Raw genomic sequence first — 17,875 nt, 5'->3', positions numbered from 1 at the left:
TTATTACTTTAGCAGACGCTACCTTCAACGGCAACTAATATAATGCACTTATGTAAATAGAAAAGTCTGCTATCTTTTAAATAGGCTTTATCCCGCTGAAAGAGAAGTCTGCTTCTTAAAATTATACATAATAAAAAACCTCCATAATGCAGAATAAAGCGATTGTTCTTCCACATCATGGAGGTTTTATAATTATTTTTTATATGCATTCATATAGATATCCTTCTTCATTTGCTTTAATATGGCTCTTCTTGTCAGGATACCATCAAAATAACCATCTGCATCTACTAAACAAACAAACGGATGATCAATCGAAGCATTTAGACCGTCTAATAGATTATTTTCCCTTGTTAAGGTCGGCACGTCACTGGCCATTACATCCATTACCCGGATTTCTGACAGGCGATCCATTTCAAAGCTTTCTATCCCCAGCACTTCATTAAGAATAGCTGTTTTACCAATAATCCCCGAAAATTTATAAGCTGAATCAAGTACCGGAACTGCTGTATAACCGGATTTCATTAATACCAGTAATGCGTGTTCTAAAGGATTATTGAGCTGGACATGTGCCACCTTCTCAGCAGGTATAAGTACTTCACTTAACTTAATATCTGCCAACTGCTTATCTTGCGTTGCACTCACCTTATTTGCCCCCTTTTTTCATATAAACATTCGTATTTGCAAATTAATGATTCTTTTTAACATATCTGAAATTCTGTGAACAATTATCTATATATTACTTTTCTTGTATATCTGCTTCATATGAGCGTAACAAAGCCCATGTGCTTTATACCCTAAAACATTTATACATAAACTTCCAAATTAAATTATATTTCATTTTTATTTTATTCATACACACATTACCAGTTTAACACACTTCTGCTATTCTCTCACGATTATTGCATCAGCAAGTTCCTAAAGTGCCAGGATCTGGTTCTTTTTAACGTTCTCTAATCTTCTTATGTAAATTAATGATTTTCCAAATGAAAAAAGCGCTCTATCCGTGCTATAATTTTTATAACAGGTTATCAGAAAGGAAATTATATAATGAATCGCAGAACATTTTTAAAAAGGTCTCTAGGAAGCTTGTTAACATTACTGGGTTTAAGTGGCGGCACTTATTTTTATGCTCGTGAGATTGAACCATCTTTACTGACAATTACGGAAGAATCAATTACTTCTCCGCAAATCCCCGCAGCTTTTAATCAATTTAAAATTGTCCAATTTTCCGATACACATTTAGGTTTTCATTATGACTTAGAACAGTTGGAATCACTTGTATCAAAAATTAACAATCTGAAGCCTGATTTAATTCTGTTTACAGGAGACCTGGTTGATGAACCCAATAATTATCATTGGAATAATAAGCTCATCCAATTATTGCAGCAGTTAGAAGCTCCAGAAGGAAAGTTTTGGATTTATGGAAACCATGATCATGGAGGCTATGGAACAGAAATTTTATATGAAACATTTGAAGCAGCCAATTTTACATTGCTGCAAAATAGTGCATCCCGTATCCAGCGTGAAGATGCATCCTTCGTATTAGCAGGGATTGATGATGCTATGCTCGGTGATCCAGATATTAGTCAAGCTCTAGAAGAACGTACAGATTCTGACTTCACCATTCTTCTTGCACATGAGCCTGATCTCGCAGACGTAGTGAAGAATTACCCAGTGGATATTCAATTATCAGGACATAGTCATGGAGGACAGGTTCGTCTGCCATTTATCGGTGATCTATATACCCCTGCATATGCTGAAAAATATGTACAGGGAAAATATACTATTTCAGATAAATTGACGCTATATGTGAACAGTGGAATTGGAACAACCCGTTTACCATATCGGTTTTTATGCAGACCGGAGCTGCATGTATTTACACTTCATTCCTGATACAATTTTTAAAGACAGCAATTTCATAAAATAATGCAGCGAATCTTTGGTTCTTTTTATTAGCACTGTTTAAAGCAAGCCCTTAAATGTCATAATTCCTTCATAGGAGATGGTTTCTCAACATTTTATCCAATGCTATAATGAGTATAAGTATAATTGGGAAAGGATTTAATGATATGAGACGCTACTTAGTACTTATTGGTTTATTTTTTCTATTGGCAGGGTGTGGGCGAAGTTATGCTATTGAAACAACCATGTCAGAACAGGTTCCCGATTTTGAATACACAACGCAGGATAAGGAACAGCTTTCTTTGAGTGATTTAGAGGGAGATTGGTGGATTGCTGACTTCATTTTTACCAATTGCACAACAGTTTGTATGCCGATGACTCAAAATATGGCTCACCTGCAGTCCATGATGGAGGAAGAAGGGATTGATGCACAAATTGTTTCTTTTAGCGTAGATCCAGATTATGATACACCAGAAGTGTTAAAGGAGTACGCCTCTCATTATGATGCAAACTTTGATAACTGGTCTTTCGTAACGGGCTATGACTTTGAAACTATCCGTGAATTTTCCATTAAACATTTTAAGAATTTCGTTCAAGCCCCGGCAGATGGGGATGATCAAGTTATCCATGGAACCTCCTTTTTCTTAGTCAGCCCAGAAGGAGAGGTCGTCAAGAATTATGATGGTGTTGAAATGAAAAATATGGAGACCATCCTGGCTGATTTAAAAAAAGTAAATTAGACAACTCTGCTGTTACAATTGAAAGCAGCTCTTCCCGAGATCAGAAAGATTATAGTTCATTTGTTCAGCTAAAAGACCGCATCTCTATGAATGCGGTCTTTTCCTTTTCTTCTTTTCAAACTTTATCACGCGCAAAAACAAGCTCATTTGTTCGCATTTATTTTGATATAGTATTGAAATTGTATAAAGTTTAAGGTAGAGTAATAATTGAAATAAATTGATTTAAATCCTTTTTTAAAAGGGAGAGACTTGAAAATGAAACATGAAGTTGAGGTTCAAAAGATAGCACAAGCTTTATTTGTAATCAATAAGCATGCTAAAACAGCTCCTGAACCGAAGCAATTATATCAACTAAAAAAACAAGCTATCGAACAATTATTAAAAGAGAAGAGAGCTTTTAAAAAAGGGCTGCATTTTTCTAACCATCCAAGGCTTAGTAATCAGCATTCTACTGTACTTATTAAAGTTGGAGACTATTGTTTCCATATTCCTCCTGCAAAAGAGGATTTAAAACAGCTGGAGCATTTAGGTGCATTAGATCAAGCCTACCGAAATCCCCCGGTAAAAATGTCTTTATCTCAAGCAAAGCGGCTCATTTGCCAATATATTAACTGGAAACCGGAAAAATCAAAGTCCACATCGCCCAAGAAGCAGCGCTCAAGCTATTACGTCCCTTCCTCACTTGGCAAAATGGATTGGCCGCCTGTACGTTCTAAAAAGAAATAAGGAAATATCAGCCTCAGACGTTTACTACAGATTGCAAGAAATTAGGTAATGAGAGCTGTCTTCCTTATGTACAGGCTTTGTATCCAGTTTAAATAGGTGCCATCTATCTGACCTGCCGCGTATATTTATTTTCTTTTTAATAAAAATTGATGCAGCAATGGAAGCACAGCTAAGCTGATTCCTAAAAAAGCCAGACTTTGCATTGCTGCCTTTAAAAATTGCCACGCATTTCTTTCCTGAAGGACAGCTAAAATAACTGTTAAACTAATTATAATGGTGCTCGCACCAATGTAAGACAGAAACCGCAACATTTGTTTTTTTATCGCCCATTTATATATTTTTTTCACTATATAGTAGACTGCTGCAGTGCATAGAAGCATCATGCCGAGATAAACATAAACAGCATTAATTCCAATATTTCCTATAGATACAATACCTGATAACGACATGTTCTTACCCTTCTTCCAGTTTTCACTTCTATCTAGTTTAGTCACTGCTGATTTTTTTATACAAATGTGCTCGAAAAGAACAAGCCGTCTAATAAAATGATCTTCCCCAACAGAAACTATATCTTTAGATATTTCAGTAATACTTTTAACGAGGAATGTTTTCAAGGTCGGTTAATCTCTGGCTCCAGTCCCATGACAAAGACGAAATTCCTTTTTTCATCATATCCATCCTATAAAAGTAAAAACCGCTTTAGCAAGGATTTCCTTACTCAGCGGTTAATTCATCTTTATTCTTTTTATGAGCCAGTAAAAAAGCTTCTTGTTTCTTTTCTAATTTCTCTTCAATTTGTGATATACTTTTTTCATCGTTTAATAATTCTTGTCTGTTCATATCAACCAATTGTTCGAAATTAAGTGATCTTGGACGCATGTTGTATTCTCCTTTCTATACTTTTTATTATACCCGTATTCGTTCATATTAATCCAAATTATTTGAACATTTATTGAAATTTTTATATTTTTTTAAGTGAAGGTGATTTTGTTGAAGCATTTAATAAACAATAATGTTAAAAATATTGAAATATCTGGAATTCGTAAATTTTTTAATCTCGTATCTGGTGAAAAAGATGTCGTTTCTTTAACCATCGGCCAGCCGGATTTTCATACCCCTGATAATGTAAAAAAAGCAGGAATACAGGCTATTGAAAATAACTTTACAACATATACACCAAATCAAGGGATTCTGGAATTGCGGAAAGCAATACATTCCTATTATCAGACAAACTATGAACTGACTTATCAGCCGGAAACAGAAATTATTGTTACCTCTGGTGCATCTGAAGCAATTGATATTACTTTTCGAACCATTCTTACACCAGGTGACGAGGTAATTTTACCAAGTCCGATCTATCCAGGTTACGAGCCGCTTATCACATTGGCGAATGCCAAGCCGGTTCATGTTAATACAGCAGGTACAGAGTTTAAATTCACTCCTGAGACAATTGCAGATGCCATAACAGAAAAAACGAAATGTGTTGTACTTCCATCTCCGTCTAACCCGACCGGTGCGGCGTATTCAAAAGTTGAATTACAGGCTCTCGCTGAAGTACTTAAAGGAAAAGAAATATTTATTTTATCAGATGAAATTTATAGTGAAATTGTATTCGATTTTGACCATACTTCGATTGCTTCTATTTCCGATTTAAAAAACCAGACGATTGTTATCAATGGGGTATCCAAATCACATTCAATGACAGGCTTTCGCATAGGCTACACACTTGCTCCGGAGTGGTTATCCAAGCAGATGCTAAAGGTGCATCAATATAATGTGTCCTGCGCTTCCTCTATCAGCCAATATGCTGCATTAGAAGCCCTGACAACTTATCAGCAGCACACAGCCCATATAAAACAGATTTTTAAAGAGCGCAGAGATTATGTCTATGAACGTTTATTAAAGATGGGATTGGATGTTGAACGGCCACAAGGAGCCTTTTATATTTTCCCTAAAATGCAATTAAACAACATGAATTCATTTGATCTTGGTCTCTCTCTTGTACGTGATGCCAAACTGGCCCTTGTTCCAGGCAGCAGTTTCTCTACTCATGGAGAAGGCTATATGCGTTTAAGCTACGCGTATCATGAAACTATTTTAAAAGAAGGCTTAGACCGGTTAGAAGCATACTTATCCACAAAAAGGTAAAGCAATAACCTGAAAGCTGGAGAAGCTGCCCTCATACTTTGAGGGCTCTCTGATTCGCATGTTTGCGCCAGATTACTTAAACATGCTACGATAAGAGAAGATTATGGACTTTTTGGAGATGAGCATGTGGAAAATATCAATCATAAAAAAGAATGGATAGGCTGGTTCAAGGCAATTGTTATTACCATCATGCTTGCCCTTTTTCTCAGGACTTTTATTTTTGCCACTTCTATTGTAGAAGGAGAAAGCATGTATCCCACCCTTCAGGACGGAGAACGTGTGATTTTTAATAAGGTTGTTTATTCTATCCATGAACCCGGTCGTGGCGATATTGTAATTATTCATCAACCTCCCAAAAACTACGTAAAACGTGTGATTGGATTGCCCGGCGAAACGATAGAAATTGAAAATAGTCAGTTGTATATTAATGGTGAGGCTTATCAGCAGCATTTTCTAAGTGATGAAGTAATTGCACAAACCAATAATTTTGGCCCTATTGAAATTCCTGAAGACAATTATTTTGTAATGGGGGATAACCGGTTAATCAGTAAAGACAGCCGAAATGGACTCGGATTTATCCCGCGGGATGATATCATTGGTAAATCCGAATTAATTATCTATCCTTTCAGCGAATTTGGCTGGGTAGAGTAAAAGCAGAAAACTGACGTCCTCTTCTCTTCAGAGAAATGGAGGCAGCTTTCTGCTTTTCTTACTATCTTGGAATTTATAGAATCATTCCCTCGTAGATAACTATTCTTTATCCATAACACAAAAACCAATATTTAATACAAGAATTGCAAAACACACCACACCAAAAAGCATTTCCATCCTAAAGCACTCCCTTCACTTATGTACATACCATTATTTAATATACCTATTCTAATACCATCTTATCAATATCCTCACATAAAATAAAGAAAAAAATGTGATTGTATGTTTTTTTCAAAAAAGGCTATTATTCGGATAAATACTTCCCAGAACCAAAAGCGAAATTGGATTTTTTTTACTTAAAACGGAGCCGGCTCAAGCTTTTCTACACTGCAATTACCTAAATGTCAGCATTCAGGTTCCGAGAAAAACTAGGGCAAACGTCTATACACATTTTATCTATCTGCATACAGTAATACTGTAAGTTCAGGAGGTGAAAAGCATGGGCTATGGATATGGTGGTGGCTACGGTTACGGTGGCGGCTATGGCGGCGGCTACGCTGGCGGCTTTGCGTTGATTGTTGTTCTTTTCATTTTACTAATCATCGTAGGAGCTGCATTTTACTGCTAATCAAAAAATGGCTTGTGCTGAAGGCACAGGCCATTTATTTTATATGGTCAACAAATTTTTTCCTTTTCATAAGCTCCTTTAGCCAATAATAATTCTTTCTTTTGGATAATTAAATTTGGCAGGATCCTTTTTACGTTTAAATATCATTAGAAAGGTAAGAATACCTACCCGTCCAATAAACATTAATACCATTAATATAATTTTACTGGCTGCGGATAATTCATCTGTAATCCCCAGGGATAAGCCAACTGTTCCAAATGCAGAGGTCACTTCAAAAATAATCGCATCCAGGGAAACAGGTTCTAACAGGGTAAGTATAATAATAGATGAAAAAACAACCATAATTGCAAAAAAAGTTACAGTAACAGCTTTATTTAAATCGACTTCATAAATCTCTCTATGAAATATTTTAACGCTCCTTCCACCCCGAATAAACGTAAATAGAAAAATGAGTACCAGTGCAAAGGTTGTTGTCCTTATACCTCCCCCGGCACTGCTAGGTGAAGCCCCAATAAACATTAATGCAGACATAAATAAATGATTTGTATCTGATAATAGGTTCAGATCCATTGTTGCCAGCCCGCCACTTCTAGTTGTGACAGATTGAAACAAGGCATAAAAGAACGACTCATGCCAGCTGATATCTTTAAAAAAACCATGAATATCAAATAAATAAACCCCTAATGCTCCAACCAATATTATAGAAAAAAAAGTTGTCGTTGTAAGTTTCGTAAATAAACTAAAATGAAATTGGTTTTTTAATTTTCTTTTATGAAATAAATATTCCTTTACTTCAATAATTACTGGATAGCCGATGGCACCAAGGATAATTAGCACCATACACATAAATTGGACAAAATAATCAGATCGAAAAGGAATTAATGACTGCCCGGTAATATCAAAACCGCCATTAGAAACTGAGCTGATTACAAAGAAAAATCCATGTAATAATGCTTCGCCAGCCGAAGAATAATACTTCATAAAATAAATTCCTATGATAATGAAAAAAACAGCTTCTATTATCAGCAGTACAAAAACAATATTTTTAATTAATCTTACCATACCATCAAAATGGGTTTGATTCTGGTCAGTCATAATCATATTTCTTTCTCTGAAACCAATCCGCTTCCCTAACATAATCCAGAGCATTGTACCTATTGCCATAATCCCTACTGCCCCGAGCTGCATTATAAGAGCTAAAATAATAATCCCAGTCGTGCTTAATGAATCAGCAATAGAAATTGTACTTAATCCTGTTACGCTAATCGCACTGACAGCTGTAAATACAATATCAATTAACGGAATATCGATACCTGGCTGATGAGAAACAGGTAAAGATAACATTACCGTTGATAACGCTATCGCAGCAATATAATAAAACAACAACAGCTGGAAAGGTGTCCATTGGCGGATATTCTTATATTTACTACGTTTTTTTTGCATTGTTTTCCCTTCTTCTTCTCAAATAAAAACCTACAAAAATGTATGTGCAAAAAGTCCGTTAAATAGGACCAAGAAGTTCAAGGCGCCGAGATTTTTTACAAACGAGCTTTCACTGGAGGTGGCGACTTCTGTGTTGTCCATAGAACGTGGACGGTCTTAGCAGAAGTTCCTCCATGCTTTTAAATACGTGAGTAACGCTTTTGGCGGGGCGAGTAATCGCAAGTCCCAGCCCCATTGGAAAACTCCCGTCAACCGACTTCCGCAGGATGCGGTGGCTTCTACGTTGCCCACACGACGTGGGCGTTCCTAGTAGAAGACCCTCTTATCCCGTGTCATTTTTATTGGACTTTTTGAACATCCTCTAATAAATTTCTTTAAATTTCTGGATTAAATTATCTCCCTCATATCCCTTCTCTATAAGTGTTGTTAAAAGCTGTTCCACATCTTTTTTTTGCTTATCGATTATTTTTCCCATCAGCATTACGTTCATTTGATTACCTATTTCATGCATCTCCGTCAATTTTGTTATAAATGAAGCGGGTTCATTCGTATCTTTTGTAATCGTCGCTTGGACCATCAGCTCTTCATTCTGCTTATCTTTAAAATACTCCCAATAAGAATGGTTGATAAACCCTTCGATTAACCATGTATCATAGTCATCTTCACGATTAATAATCAGCCCGTCGATCAGGTTTACTTCCGTTCCTTCTAATCCTTTATCATAATCTAAAATCACTAATTTACGCAGTTTAAATGTTTTCATACAATTCACTCCCCAGTATGAATCCTAATAATTTTACAACACTTCTCTTTGACAGTCCATCTCATTTTAATGTGAGGGCTTATGCTGCCCTTATAATAACACAGTTTTTATATTTCTTTCATGTAACAAAAATAATATTCTTTTCTGCAGCATATATGGAAGCAAGATTATTGGAATCAAAGGTAGTCCCATGATACACTTACTAGCAAATATTGTTTTTTTACAGGTTAGAAAATTTTAAAATTCATTTTTACAATATAGACGAAGGAGAGCAACTACATGAATCAAATCATTGAAACAATAATGAATCACCGATCTATTCGAAAATTTGCAGATAAACCTTTAAATAATGTTCAAATAAAAACAATTGTAGAATCTGCACAACGCGCATCGACTTCCAGTAATGTAATGGCGTATAGTATTATCGGCGTGTCAGACCTCGCGATAAAAGAAAAACTCTATGCAGTTTCCGGACATGCTCATGCGAAGAATAATGGTCATTTGCTGATTTTTTGTGCTGATTTGCACCGAATTAATCAATTAGAAGGAATTGAACATACAGGGACTTTTCAAAATAATATTGAAAGCACGGAACAATTTATAGTTGGCACAATTGATGCTGCTTTAGCTGCCCAAAATGCTGCCATTGCTGCAGAATCTTTAGGGTTAGGTATTTGCTACTTAGGAAGCCTGCGTAATGATATTCAGGCTTTTAACGATATTCTTCAATTACCGGCTCATGTTGTCCCGTTGTTTGGGATGGCAATCGGCTATCCAAAAGAAATACCGGATATCAAGCCGCGCCTCCCTCTTGCCGCAATCTATCACGAAAATCAATATATTCCTTTTGAAAAACAAAAGCACTTTATTCAGGAATATGATCTAACTATGAAAGATTATTATGAAACACGAAATTCCAATAACAAACAGGAAACATGGACAGAGCAAATCCGCCAAAAATATGAAAAACCAACTCGGATGGATGTAGGTCCATTTGTAAACGCAAAAGATTTAAACAAACACTAGAAACTGAATATATCCTTGGAGAAATTAATAAATCCCTCCATCTTATATCAAAAAACGACAGATAGCTGAACTGCACCTCCAATTGTTAATACATTTTACATTTGGAGTGAGGTTTAATAAACTGTCGTTTTTTATACATCAAAATTCAATTTTTCTTCAAACGTAAACTTTATTTTCCCCATCCAATTGATAATAAACTTGAAAATAAATGATATTAATCCCAAAAATCAACATCTTCTATCTCAAATGCAGGCTGATAATAAATATAATTACTGTCTAAAGTTCGATAAACATATCCGCCCGATAACCGATGTACACCCTTATATGCAGATATGGAAACTAATGGTGTCTGGTGACGGATAGTTATATCCTCTTTTCCAATATACTGAAGAGAAGATTCCATATGAATATGTAATAAAAATAAATCATCAAGAGGAATTGTCTCTGTCCAATCAATGTTGTCAAAAAACCATAGGATTATTACTGCTGTTATGATGGTAAAAGCCGATATACTTCCCCAAATCGTAAAACGTTTCATAGCTAATCCCTCCTGCACTGCCACTTTTCTATTTAATGCTCTTATCTTTTTTTATTCAAAAATTTTTTCCATTATTATCAAATAAAAAATACTTAAACAGCAGCTAACCTTTTTAACTTTATTTACCTCTACTTATCCGTTTTCTTATTTCTTTACTAATCCTTGACTCCGTGTATATAGGCAGGTTTTTGGAAATTGTTTACAAGCATAAATAATGGCTTTTTTATCAAAATAATAAGTGCAAGATATGAAAAGGAGTGAAGGTAATGACAGTAGGTACGCAAGTTCAACAAACTATTTCAGGTTTAAAAAGTGCACAGGCAAGCCTTGAGCAGTTTGCACTTCAAACAGATAATAAACAGGCCAAGCAGCTGTATAAAAATGCAGCACAACAAACACAAGGTATTTTAGATCAATTAGAACCAAGAATACAACAAGTAATGCAGGAAGAGCCTCAGTACAAACAGTAATAAGATATGTTAGACAGTACAGTAAAACCGGGGACTATTCATACAGTCCCCTCTACATATCAGATAAAGAACAGGATGTGAGTATATGAATTCCAGAAAAATTACACTGTTGTTATTCTTTATTATTTTTTTAGCCGGTTGTAATCATAATGAATCTTCTTATTCCGATAATCCCAATATAACGCATTTATCCACGAGTTCTAATCAAGAAGCCGCTATCCAGGCAAAAGAATTATTTACGGATAGAGAGGATATTGAAGCTGTTCATGCAGTAAATACAAAAGACACACTGCTGGTCACTATTGAAATCCCTCATCATGAGCGATTTTCACTGGAAGAAAAAAGTAAAACTTATCAAAAAGAACTGGAACGGGCTTTTCCCGATTTCACCATAGAATTGTCAACCGACAAAAAGATAATCATTGAAACAGCGAAGCTCGAGGAAAAAATAGTAAAAAATAATTTAATTGAAGACGAAATAAAGAAACAGATGGAGAAAATAATCCATTTATCCAAGGAACAGACTTAATAGGAGTGAATGCTTCAGCAGCCCTCCGTTTGTTTCATATAAACCCGAAAAGGAGTGTCTTAAATGGGAGATAAAAAGAAACAAAAATTACAGCCAAACCAGCAGCAATATCAAGCTTTCCAACAAAAACGTGAAATAAAACGGCCCATCTTTAAAAATTGTATTAAGGCTTTCCTTATAGGCGGTTTAATCTGTCTTATCGGCCAGCTTATTTCTACCTTTTATATTTATCAATTTAATTTCACAGAAAAAACCGCCGGGAATCCAACCGTTGCCACATTAATTTTTATCACGATGCTGTTAACCGGTTTCGGTGTTTATGATCGTATTGCACAATTTGCAGGAGCTGGTTCTGCAGTTCCTGTAACAGGATTTGGAAACGCCGTTATCTCTTCAGCAATTGAGTACCGATCAGAAGGATTTATTCTCGGTGTAGGCAGCAACATGCTCAAACTAGCCGGACCTGTCATTGTTTACGGTGTGTTTTCTGCATTTATCGTAGCCCTCATTAAAACGATTCTCACGCAATGGGGGGGATTTTAATGCTACAAGGACACCAATCCTGGATTTTTGAAAATCGTCCATCTATTCTATCTACAGGAACTGTCGGCGGGCCTTTTGAAGCAAAAGGAAAAATTCCAGAAGCATTTGATATTCTTCATGAGGATATGTGGATTAATCAGGATTCCTGGGAGAAAGCTCAGCAAAAAATGTTGGAAGAAGCAATACAGACTACTTTGAAAAAAGGCCGTATTGAAAAGGAAAAAGTGGAATTTTTAATTGCCGGTGATTTAATTAACCAAATGACCCCGACCAGTTTTGCCGCAAGTACAAGCAGCATCCCTTTTTTAGGGACCTTCAGCGCTTGTGCCACCTCTATGGAAAGCCTGGCACTCGCTGCTTCTATTATTAATGCTAAGGGGGCAAATTATATTCTTTGCGCAGCTTCCAGTCATAACGCAGCGACAGAAAAGCAGTTTCGTTACCCGACAGAATATGGCGGACAGAAGCCTCCTACCTCTCAATGGACAGTTACCGGGGCAGGATGTGCGCTTGTTACTCAAAATGGGGCCGGACCCTCTATAACATCTGCCACAATTGGAAAGGTAGCTGATATGGGAATGACTGATCCATTTAATATGGGCGGAGCTATGGCTATTGCTGCCGCTGATACGATTGAAGCTCACTTTCGAGATATGCAAATTGATCCATCTTATTACGATTTGATAATAACTGGTGACCTTGGTCATGTTGGAAGGGAAGTTTCTCTGGATTTATTACACGACCGTAATATCCCGATTGATGCAGAAAAATATGTTGATTGCGGCATCGCTATATATCGTGAGGATCAGCCGGTACTTGCCGGGGGAAGCGGGGCAGCTTGTTCAGCCATTGTGACCTATGGGCACTTTCTTCAAGAAGTAATGAAAGGAAATTTAAAAAGAATTCTTGTCGCAGCAACCGGATCTCTTCACTCTACACTAAGTATTCAGCAAAAAGACCCCATCCCATGTATTGCACACGCTGTGTCAATCGAAGCAAGAGGTGAACACATATGATTTTTTTCTGGGCATTTGTTGTAGGAGGTCTTATCTGCGTTATCGGGCAAATTATGTTTGATGTATTTAAGTTATCTCCTGCACACACATTATCGATTTTGGTTATTGCCGGGGCTGTTTTGGATGGAATTGGCTGGTATGAACCGCTTATTGATTTTGCCGGAGCAGGAGCAACAGTACCAATCACAAGCTTCGGGAACTCTTTAGTCCACGGAGCAATGCAGGAAGCGGAAAAGCACGGGTTAATTGGTGTGGTAACAGGAATGTTTGAGGTAACAAGTGCAGGTATTTCTGCTGCGATTATATTCGGTGTCATCGGTGCTATTATTTTTAAACCAAAAGGATAGGGAGATGCTTTATGACAGTAGGATCACAAGTAAAAACATGTTATGCTACCTTAAAATCCATTGAAGCTGGATTAGATCTTTTACATGCCTCAACAACAGAACAAGATTTAAAAACAACTATAGACGAGACTTCTCAGTTAATTAAGATTGCACGTCAGGATATACATCAGCAAATTATTCATATTGACAAACAAGAACCGCAATATAAATCCTAAAGGGAGGGAAAAGCATGCCTGAATGGATATCTATTATTATTCGGTCCATTATTTTAATCACAGTCTTATTTTTCTTTGTAAAATGGCTGGGTGCAAAGCAATTATCTCAGCTCAATATATTTGAAACCATTTCTGGAATTGTACTCGGAGGAATCGCCGCCTTCCATACTGTTGATCCATACAATAGCTTTTATTATGCATTATTAGCCATGTTTGTCTGGTTTATTGCTGCATTCACAATTGAAAAGTTATCCTTGAAAAGCAAGCGTATACGGGACTTCACAGATGGAAAAAGTACTGTTTTTATTCAAAATGGGAAGGTGATGGAGGAAAATTTAAAAAAAGAAGGCTATTCTACCGATGACCTGTTAGAAAAGCTCAGGAATAACGATCAATTCCTTGTTTCCGATGTAGAATTTGCTGTTTTAGAGCCGACTGGAGAATTAAATGTTCTGCCAAAACGGGAAAATCGGCCAATAACCTTAAAAGACTTAAATATCGCTCCAGCACCTGACAAAGAACCGCAAACCGTTATTGCAGACGGTAATATACTGCTGGAGCCTCTGGCTAATGCTTCTTTAAATCCAACCTGGCTTGAAGCTGAATTAGAGAAACAAAACGTCACAATAGATAACGTTTTTCTCGGTCAAGTTGATCATCAGGGACAGCTTTTCCTTGATCTGTATGATGATCATATTGCCGTGCCTGAACCTGCACAGTCTGCTCTTTTATTAGCCAGTATGAAAAAATGTCAGGCAGATCTAGAACTGTTTGCTTTAGCTACAGATAACCCTCAAGCCAAGGAATTATACGACCGGAACCAAAAACGGCTTCAGGAAGCAATAAGACGAATAGAGCCTTATTTAAAATAATAGGAGCCCAATATTAAATAAGCAACAAAAATAGGCAGTGAGACTTTTTCAGCTATATGAAAGCCTCCTGCCTTTATTGTTTTATCTTTGCTCCCATTCCTCTTTTAAAAATGAATAAATACAGGTATCCTGAGAATACTCCGGCAGATTAATATAACTTCTTAACAATCCTTCTTTTTGAAATCCAAGCTTGTCTAATAACTGATTAGATGCCTTGTTTTCAGGATAGGTAATGGCGCCGACTCTTTTTAAATTCAATTGCTGAAAGCTATATTCCAGTATTTTTTTAACAGCCTCACTTGTATATCCCATTCTCCAAAAATCAGGATGCATATCAAACCCAATTTCAGCCCGTTTATTCCATATCTGCAAATTATTTAATCCGATAGTGCCTGCTAACTCTTCCGTATCTTTCGGTACTATCCCCCAACGAACAGCTCTATTTTCCTGAATATGTTTTTGGAAGGAATCAATCATTTTTTCGGCTTGTTCTATTTTTTGAAATGGCTCTATTCCATAATAGCGGGTAACTTCTTCCTTAGAAAAAATCTCAAATATCTTCTGTTTATGCTCCTGATTGATTTCGATTAAGCGCAGCCGCTCCGTCTCCATACTTGAAAATTCCATAGGCCTGCCTTCTTTCTTATTGGATTTAAGAAATACGAATAATTACCTTTCCAAATTGCTTTCCTCCGTCTAAATAGCTGAGTGCATCTAAACTTTGATCGAGAGAAAAAACACGATCGACCACCGGATGTAATTGGTATTGTTCAGCATGCTCAAGAGCAGCAATCAATTCTTCTCTGCAGCCCATCGTGGATCCAATAAGCTTGTACTGCCCATAAAAGAAAGAACGCAGATCAAACTCCACAATATCGTCCGTAGTTGCACCGAACGTTACAAATCTTCCTCCCTTCTTCAAAATAGTTAAAGAACGGCTAAAGGTTGCTTTTCCGTTACTATCAATAACCATATCGATTGTTTCATTCCCCAGTCTTTCCTTCCAGTCATCAGCTGTATCAATAACAACATCTGCTCCAAGTTTTACAGCCTTTTCTCTTTTCTCAGCACTTCTTGATGTTGTAATAACCCGCGCACCAATATTTTTTGCAAATGCAATTAGATAAGTTGCCACCCCTCCGCCTGCTCCAGGAATAAAAACAGTCTCTCCTTTTTGAAGCTGACCTTTTGTAAACATCGCCCGATAGCCTGTCAAGGCAGCCAATGGGAAGGCCGCTGCTTCTTCCCAGCTCATAAAGGATGGCTTGGGCTCTACCTGATCTTCGGAAATAACAATTTTTTCAGCAAACGTTCCATGATCCGGCATCCCTAAAATATCAAATTCTACCGGTGGAGCTTCATTATTTTTTACCCAGCGTAATGCAGGATTAATAATTACTTCATCTCCAACCTTTACATCTGTAACGTTTCTGCCTACTTTTTCAACAATTCCGGCCCCATCTGAACCAAGTATCAGAGCCTTGTCTGTTCCCTTTCTGCGATTAGGGATACCTAAATCTCGCCGGTTAAGGCCTGCTGCCTTCAGGCTAATAACTACTTCTGATCCCCCAGGCTCCTGCAATTCCATTTCTTTCATTTGTAAACTGCCGTTTTCATGTACAAGCGCTCTCATCAATCTAACCCCTCTCCATTATTCATATAATATTGTGATAGTTCTGCTGGTTTTGGAATATTATTTTTTCACAAAGAGATAATATTCAGCCTATATATTCATTTTAAAATACTAATGATTCTTTTACCCAATTATAAGCTCACGAATTTATTATGTACAAGAGCTCTCTTTATAATAAAAAAGAAAGCTCTTTATCTTAAAAGCCTAAAATATAAAAACAGCTGCAATTGTTGCAATAACTAAACCAATAACTACTGGAAAGAAATTTTTCCTCACTAATTCAATTGCAGAGACACCACAGAATCCTGCTACAGCAATAAGAGATGACCAAGCGATTAGTGCACCTCCGCCTGACCAAATTGCCCCAAGCTGACCAATTGCAGCTAATGTACTTGCATCTATAGAAGAAGATTGTAATGATGCAGCCAAAGCTCCTGTTAAAGGTAAGCCAGAAAAACCAGATCCATCTAAACCAGTGATAATACCAACTAACAATAAACTAAAAGCAACAAAGACCGTACTTTCTGGAAGAAAAGACTGGATAGAGGTAATAATTTCAAATAAAAAAGATGGCGCTTCTTCTACAAGCAGGATATCCTTGGAAAACTCAGCACTTCCTAAAAAGAAAAATCCGGCAATAGGAATGACTGGTCCCATTGCTCTAAAAGCAAAGACAAACCCATTCGTAATGTGATTACCAACATAATCCAATGCATTTCGTTTTCCGAATACACCTGTAGCGAGTAATAATAAAATAACCGCTACTCCTCCTACAAGAGCAGCACCTTCTCCGCCTATTAAATCACTGGATCCAAAAAATTTATTATAGAGCATATACCCAACTACGGCCAGTAAAACAACAGGCACCAGCCAAGCAAAAATACGGCTCCATTTGATCAGATGCTTTGAAGCTGCTTTATGCCCGGAAGAATCATAGTCTTGAATTTGTTCTGCTTCTACCTGATTTCTCGGGTCTTCTTTTGAACGGATAGATTTCCGATAAAATAAATAGGCTAATACAGAAGCAATTACTCCAGTAATAAGAGATAGAACCAAAGACCGGTCTGCAACTACTGAAGTTTCTACACCGGCAGCTTTCGCGGATAACGCCGGAGCTACCTGAACAATATAATCAGAGGACAGCGCCATCCCTTGGCCTGCAATGGTAATTGCAACTGCAGCTGTAATAGCGGGAAGCCCGGACCTTATTGCCGCAGGAACAAGTAAAGCGCAAATAAGCGGCACGGCTGGTGTTGGCCAGAAAAATAAGGAGATACAATACGTAACAATAATCAAAACAAAATAAGAAAGGTGTCCATTAGTCATGACCTTTTGAATCGGCTGAATCATAAGCACATCTGCCCGTAAATCCTTTAGTGCGTTTAACAATGCAAGCATAAAAGTAATAATCAAAAAGATGCTGAAAAGCTCTTGGGCAGCAACTAAATTAGCGTAAAAAATAGCCATAAACCCACTGACTATGCTTCCCTTATAGACACACGCAATAACAAACGTTCCCAGCAAGCTTGGAAGGACAATCCCTCTCCGAAAAATCATTGTCACCAAAATAAGCAAAGTGAAAAATCCATACAGTAAATGCGGGATAGTTAAACCCATCTTATTCATATCCTCTCCTTCAATGTGTACAATAGCCTATGCAGCAATGAAGACAGAGGGTACAAAAA

Annotated in this window: 22 protein-coding genes and 1 pseudogene; 14 read left to right on the top strand and 9 right to left on the bottom strand. The window is 37.0% G+C overall.

The window, feature by feature from the left end; all coding sequences use genetic code 11:
* Positions 1–192: 192 nt before the first annotated feature.
* Positions 193–642, bottom strand: coding sequence for a cyclic-di-AMP-binding protein CbpB (cbpB, locus tag OSO01_RS14010; protein WP_147211061.1), 450 nt, complete (start codon positions 640–642; stop codon positions 193–195).
* Between the two features lie 405 nt (positions 643–1,047).
* Between cbpB and OSO01_RS14005 the strand changes: the two genes are divergently transcribed.
* The 3 genes from OSO01_RS14005 to OSO01_RS13995 all read left to right on the top strand — a co-directional run bounded on the left by OSO01_RS14005 (position 1,048) and on the right by OSO01_RS13995 (position 3,368).
* A complete protein-coding gene (locus tag OSO01_RS14005; protein WP_147211060.1) occupies positions 1,048–1,893 on the top strand; it encodes a metallophosphoesterase in 846 nt (281 codons plus the stop codon).
* A 176-nt stretch (positions 1,894–2,069) separates the two neighbouring features.
* On the top strand, positions 2,070–2,642 hold the full coding sequence (locus OSO01_RS14000) for an SCO family protein (RefSeq protein WP_147211059.1): 573 nt from the start codon (positions 2,070–2,072) through the stop codon (positions 2,640–2,642).
* 255 nt (positions 2,643–2,897) lie between these two features.
* A complete protein-coding gene (locus OSO01_RS13995; protein WP_147211058.1) occupies positions 2,898–3,368 on the top strand; it encodes a YkyB family protein in 471 nt (156 codons plus the stop codon).
* A gap of 125 nt (positions 3,369–3,493) precedes the next feature.
* Here the strand turns inward: OSO01_RS13995 and OSO01_RS13990 are convergent, their stop codons facing one another.
* Together OSO01_RS13990 and OSO01_RS13985 are read right to left on the bottom strand one after the other, a co-directional pair.
* On the bottom strand, positions 3,494–3,817 hold the full coding sequence (locus OSO01_RS13990) for a hypothetical protein (RefSeq protein ID WP_156986019.1): 324 nt from the start codon (positions 3,815–3,817) through the stop codon (positions 3,494–3,496).
* Positions 3,818–4,082: 265 nt separating this feature from the next.
* Positions 4,083–4,247: an FbpB family small basic protein gene (locus tag OSO01_RS13985; RefSeq protein WP_077601015.1), complete on the bottom strand. Its 165-nt coding sequence runs from the start codon at positions 4,245–4,247 to the stop codon at positions 4,083–4,085.
* 111 nt (positions 4,248–4,358) lie between these two features.
* Here OSO01_RS13985 and OSO01_RS13980 point away from each other — a divergent pair, with 111 nt between their 5' ends.
* The 3 genes and pseudogenes from OSO01_RS13980 to OSO01_RS23745 all read left to right on the top strand — a co-directional run.
* The gene (locus OSO01_RS13980; protein WP_147211056.1) at positions 4,359–5,516 is read left to right on the top strand and encodes an aminotransferase A; all 1,158 of its coding nucleotides are present in this window, start codon (positions 4,359–4,361) and stop codon (positions 5,514–5,516) included.
* Positions 5,517–5,642: 126 nt separating this feature from the next.
* Positions 5,643–6,167, top strand: a complete 525-nt coding sequence (gene lepB, locus OSO01_RS13975) for a signal peptidase I (protein ID WP_281289854.1) — start codon at positions 5,643–5,645, stop codon at positions 6,165–6,167.
* Positions 6,168–6,714: 547 nt separating this feature from the next.
* Positions 6,715–6,795 (top strand): annotated as a pseudogene (locus OSO01_RS23745) (YjcZ family sporulation protein); the annotation flags it as partial.
* Positions 6,796–6,873: 78 nt separating this feature from the next.
* On the opposite strand, the gene OSO01_RS13965 reads toward OSO01_RS23745, so the two are convergent.
* Complete coding sequence (locus OSO01_RS13965) at positions 6,874–8,238, bottom strand: TrkH family potassium uptake protein (RefSeq protein ID WP_147211055.1); 1,365 nt, start codon at positions 8,236–8,238, stop codon at positions 6,874–6,876.
* Positions 8,239–8,599: 361 nt separating this feature from the next.
* On the bottom strand, positions 8,600–9,001 hold the full coding sequence (locus tag OSO01_RS13960; protein ID WP_147211054.1) for a YwpF family protein: 402 nt from the start codon (positions 8,999–9,001) through the stop codon (positions 8,600–8,602).
* A gap of 279 nt (positions 9,002–9,280) precedes the next feature.
* Here OSO01_RS13960 and nfsA point away from each other — a divergent pair, with 279 nt between their 5' ends.
* A complete protein-coding gene (gene nfsA / locus OSO01_RS13955) occupies positions 9,281–10,027 on the top strand; it encodes an oxygen-insensitive NADPH nitroreductase (protein ID WP_147211053.1) in 747 nt (248 codons plus the stop codon).
* 214 nt (positions 10,028–10,241) lie between these two features.
* Here nfsA and OSO01_RS13950 read toward each other — a convergent pair whose 3' ends face one another.
* Entirely contained in the window at positions 10,242–10,565 is a 324-nt protein-coding gene (locus tag OSO01_RS13950; protein ID WP_147211052.1) for a hypothetical protein, read from the bottom strand.
* A gap of 266 nt (positions 10,566–10,831) precedes the next feature.
* Between OSO01_RS13950 and OSO01_RS13945 the strand changes: the two genes are divergently transcribed.
* The 7 genes from OSO01_RS13945 (at position 10,832) to OSO01_RS13915 (ending at position 14,557) form a co-directional block, all read left to right on the top strand.
* Positions 10,832–11,035, top strand: coding sequence for a DUF1657 domain-containing protein (locus OSO01_RS13945; RefSeq protein ID WP_147211051.1), 204 nt, complete (start codon positions 10,832–10,834; stop codon positions 11,033–11,035).
* 85 nt (positions 11,036–11,120) lie between these two features.
* Positions 11,121–11,564 (top strand): hypothetical protein, encoded by a 444-nt coding sequence (locus tag OSO01_RS13940; RefSeq protein ID WP_147211050.1) that lies wholly within the window; start codon positions 11,121–11,123, stop codon positions 11,562–11,564.
* A gap of 63 nt (positions 11,565–11,627) precedes the next feature.
* Complete coding sequence (gene spoVAC / locus OSO01_RS13935; RefSeq protein ID WP_147211049.1) at positions 11,628–12,107, top strand: stage V sporulation protein AC; 480 nt, start codon at positions 11,628–11,630, stop codon at positions 12,105–12,107.
* The gene (gene spoVAD / locus OSO01_RS13930; RefSeq protein WP_186813667.1) at positions 12,107–13,123 is read left to right on the top strand and encodes a stage V sporulation protein AD; all 1,017 of its coding nucleotides are present in this window, start codon (positions 12,107–12,109) and stop codon (positions 13,121–13,123) included. The genes spoVAC and spoVAD overlap by 1 nt, the downstream gene beginning before the upstream one ends.
* A complete protein-coding gene (gene spoVAE, locus OSO01_RS13925; RefSeq protein WP_147211047.1) occupies positions 13,120–13,470 on the top strand; it encodes a stage V sporulation protein AE in 351 nt (116 codons plus the stop codon). Before spoVAD ends, spoVAE begins: the two co-directional genes overlap by 4 nt.
* 11 nt (positions 13,471–13,481) lie before the next feature.
* Entirely contained in the window at positions 13,482–13,685 is a 204-nt protein-coding gene (locus tag OSO01_RS13920; RefSeq protein WP_147211046.1) for a DUF1657 domain-containing protein, read from the top strand.
* Positions 13,686–13,699: 14 nt separating this feature from the next.
* Positions 13,700–14,557, top strand: coding sequence for a DUF421 domain-containing protein (locus tag OSO01_RS13915; RefSeq protein ID WP_147211045.1), 858 nt, complete (start codon positions 13,700–13,702; stop codon positions 14,555–14,557).
* Between the two features lie 81 nt (positions 14,558–14,638).
* Here OSO01_RS13915 and OSO01_RS13910 read toward each other — a convergent pair whose 3' ends face one another.
* The 3 genes from OSO01_RS13910 to OSO01_RS13900 all read right to left on the bottom strand — a co-directional run bounded on the left by OSO01_RS13910 (position 14,639) and on the right by OSO01_RS13900 (position 17,807).
* Positions 14,639–15,184: a GNAT family N-acetyltransferase gene (locus OSO01_RS13910; protein ID WP_147211044.1), complete on the bottom strand. Its 546-nt coding sequence runs from the start codon at positions 15,182–15,184 to the stop codon at positions 14,639–14,641.
* 25 nt (positions 15,185–15,209) lie between these two features.
* The gene (locus OSO01_RS13905) at positions 15,210–16,190 is read right to left on the bottom strand and encodes a zinc-binding dehydrogenase (protein ID WP_147211043.1); all 981 of its coding nucleotides are present in this window, start codon (positions 16,188–16,190) and stop codon (positions 15,210–15,212) included.
* A gap of 204 nt (positions 16,191–16,394) precedes the next feature.
* Positions 16,395–17,807, bottom strand: coding sequence for a hypothetical protein (locus OSO01_RS13900; RefSeq protein WP_147211081.1), 1,413 nt, complete (start codon positions 17,805–17,807; stop codon positions 16,395–16,397).
* Positions 17,808–17,875: the final 68 nt, after the last annotated feature.

Origin of the sequence: Oceanobacillus sojae (assembly GCF_007991515.1) — a bacterium.
GTDB lineage: Bacteria > Bacillota > Bacilli > Bacillales > Amphibacillaceae > Oceanobacillus > Oceanobacillus sojae.
Note: the sequence above shows the minus strand (reverse complement) of the source record. Positions and strands in the feature narration are given on the sequence as shown.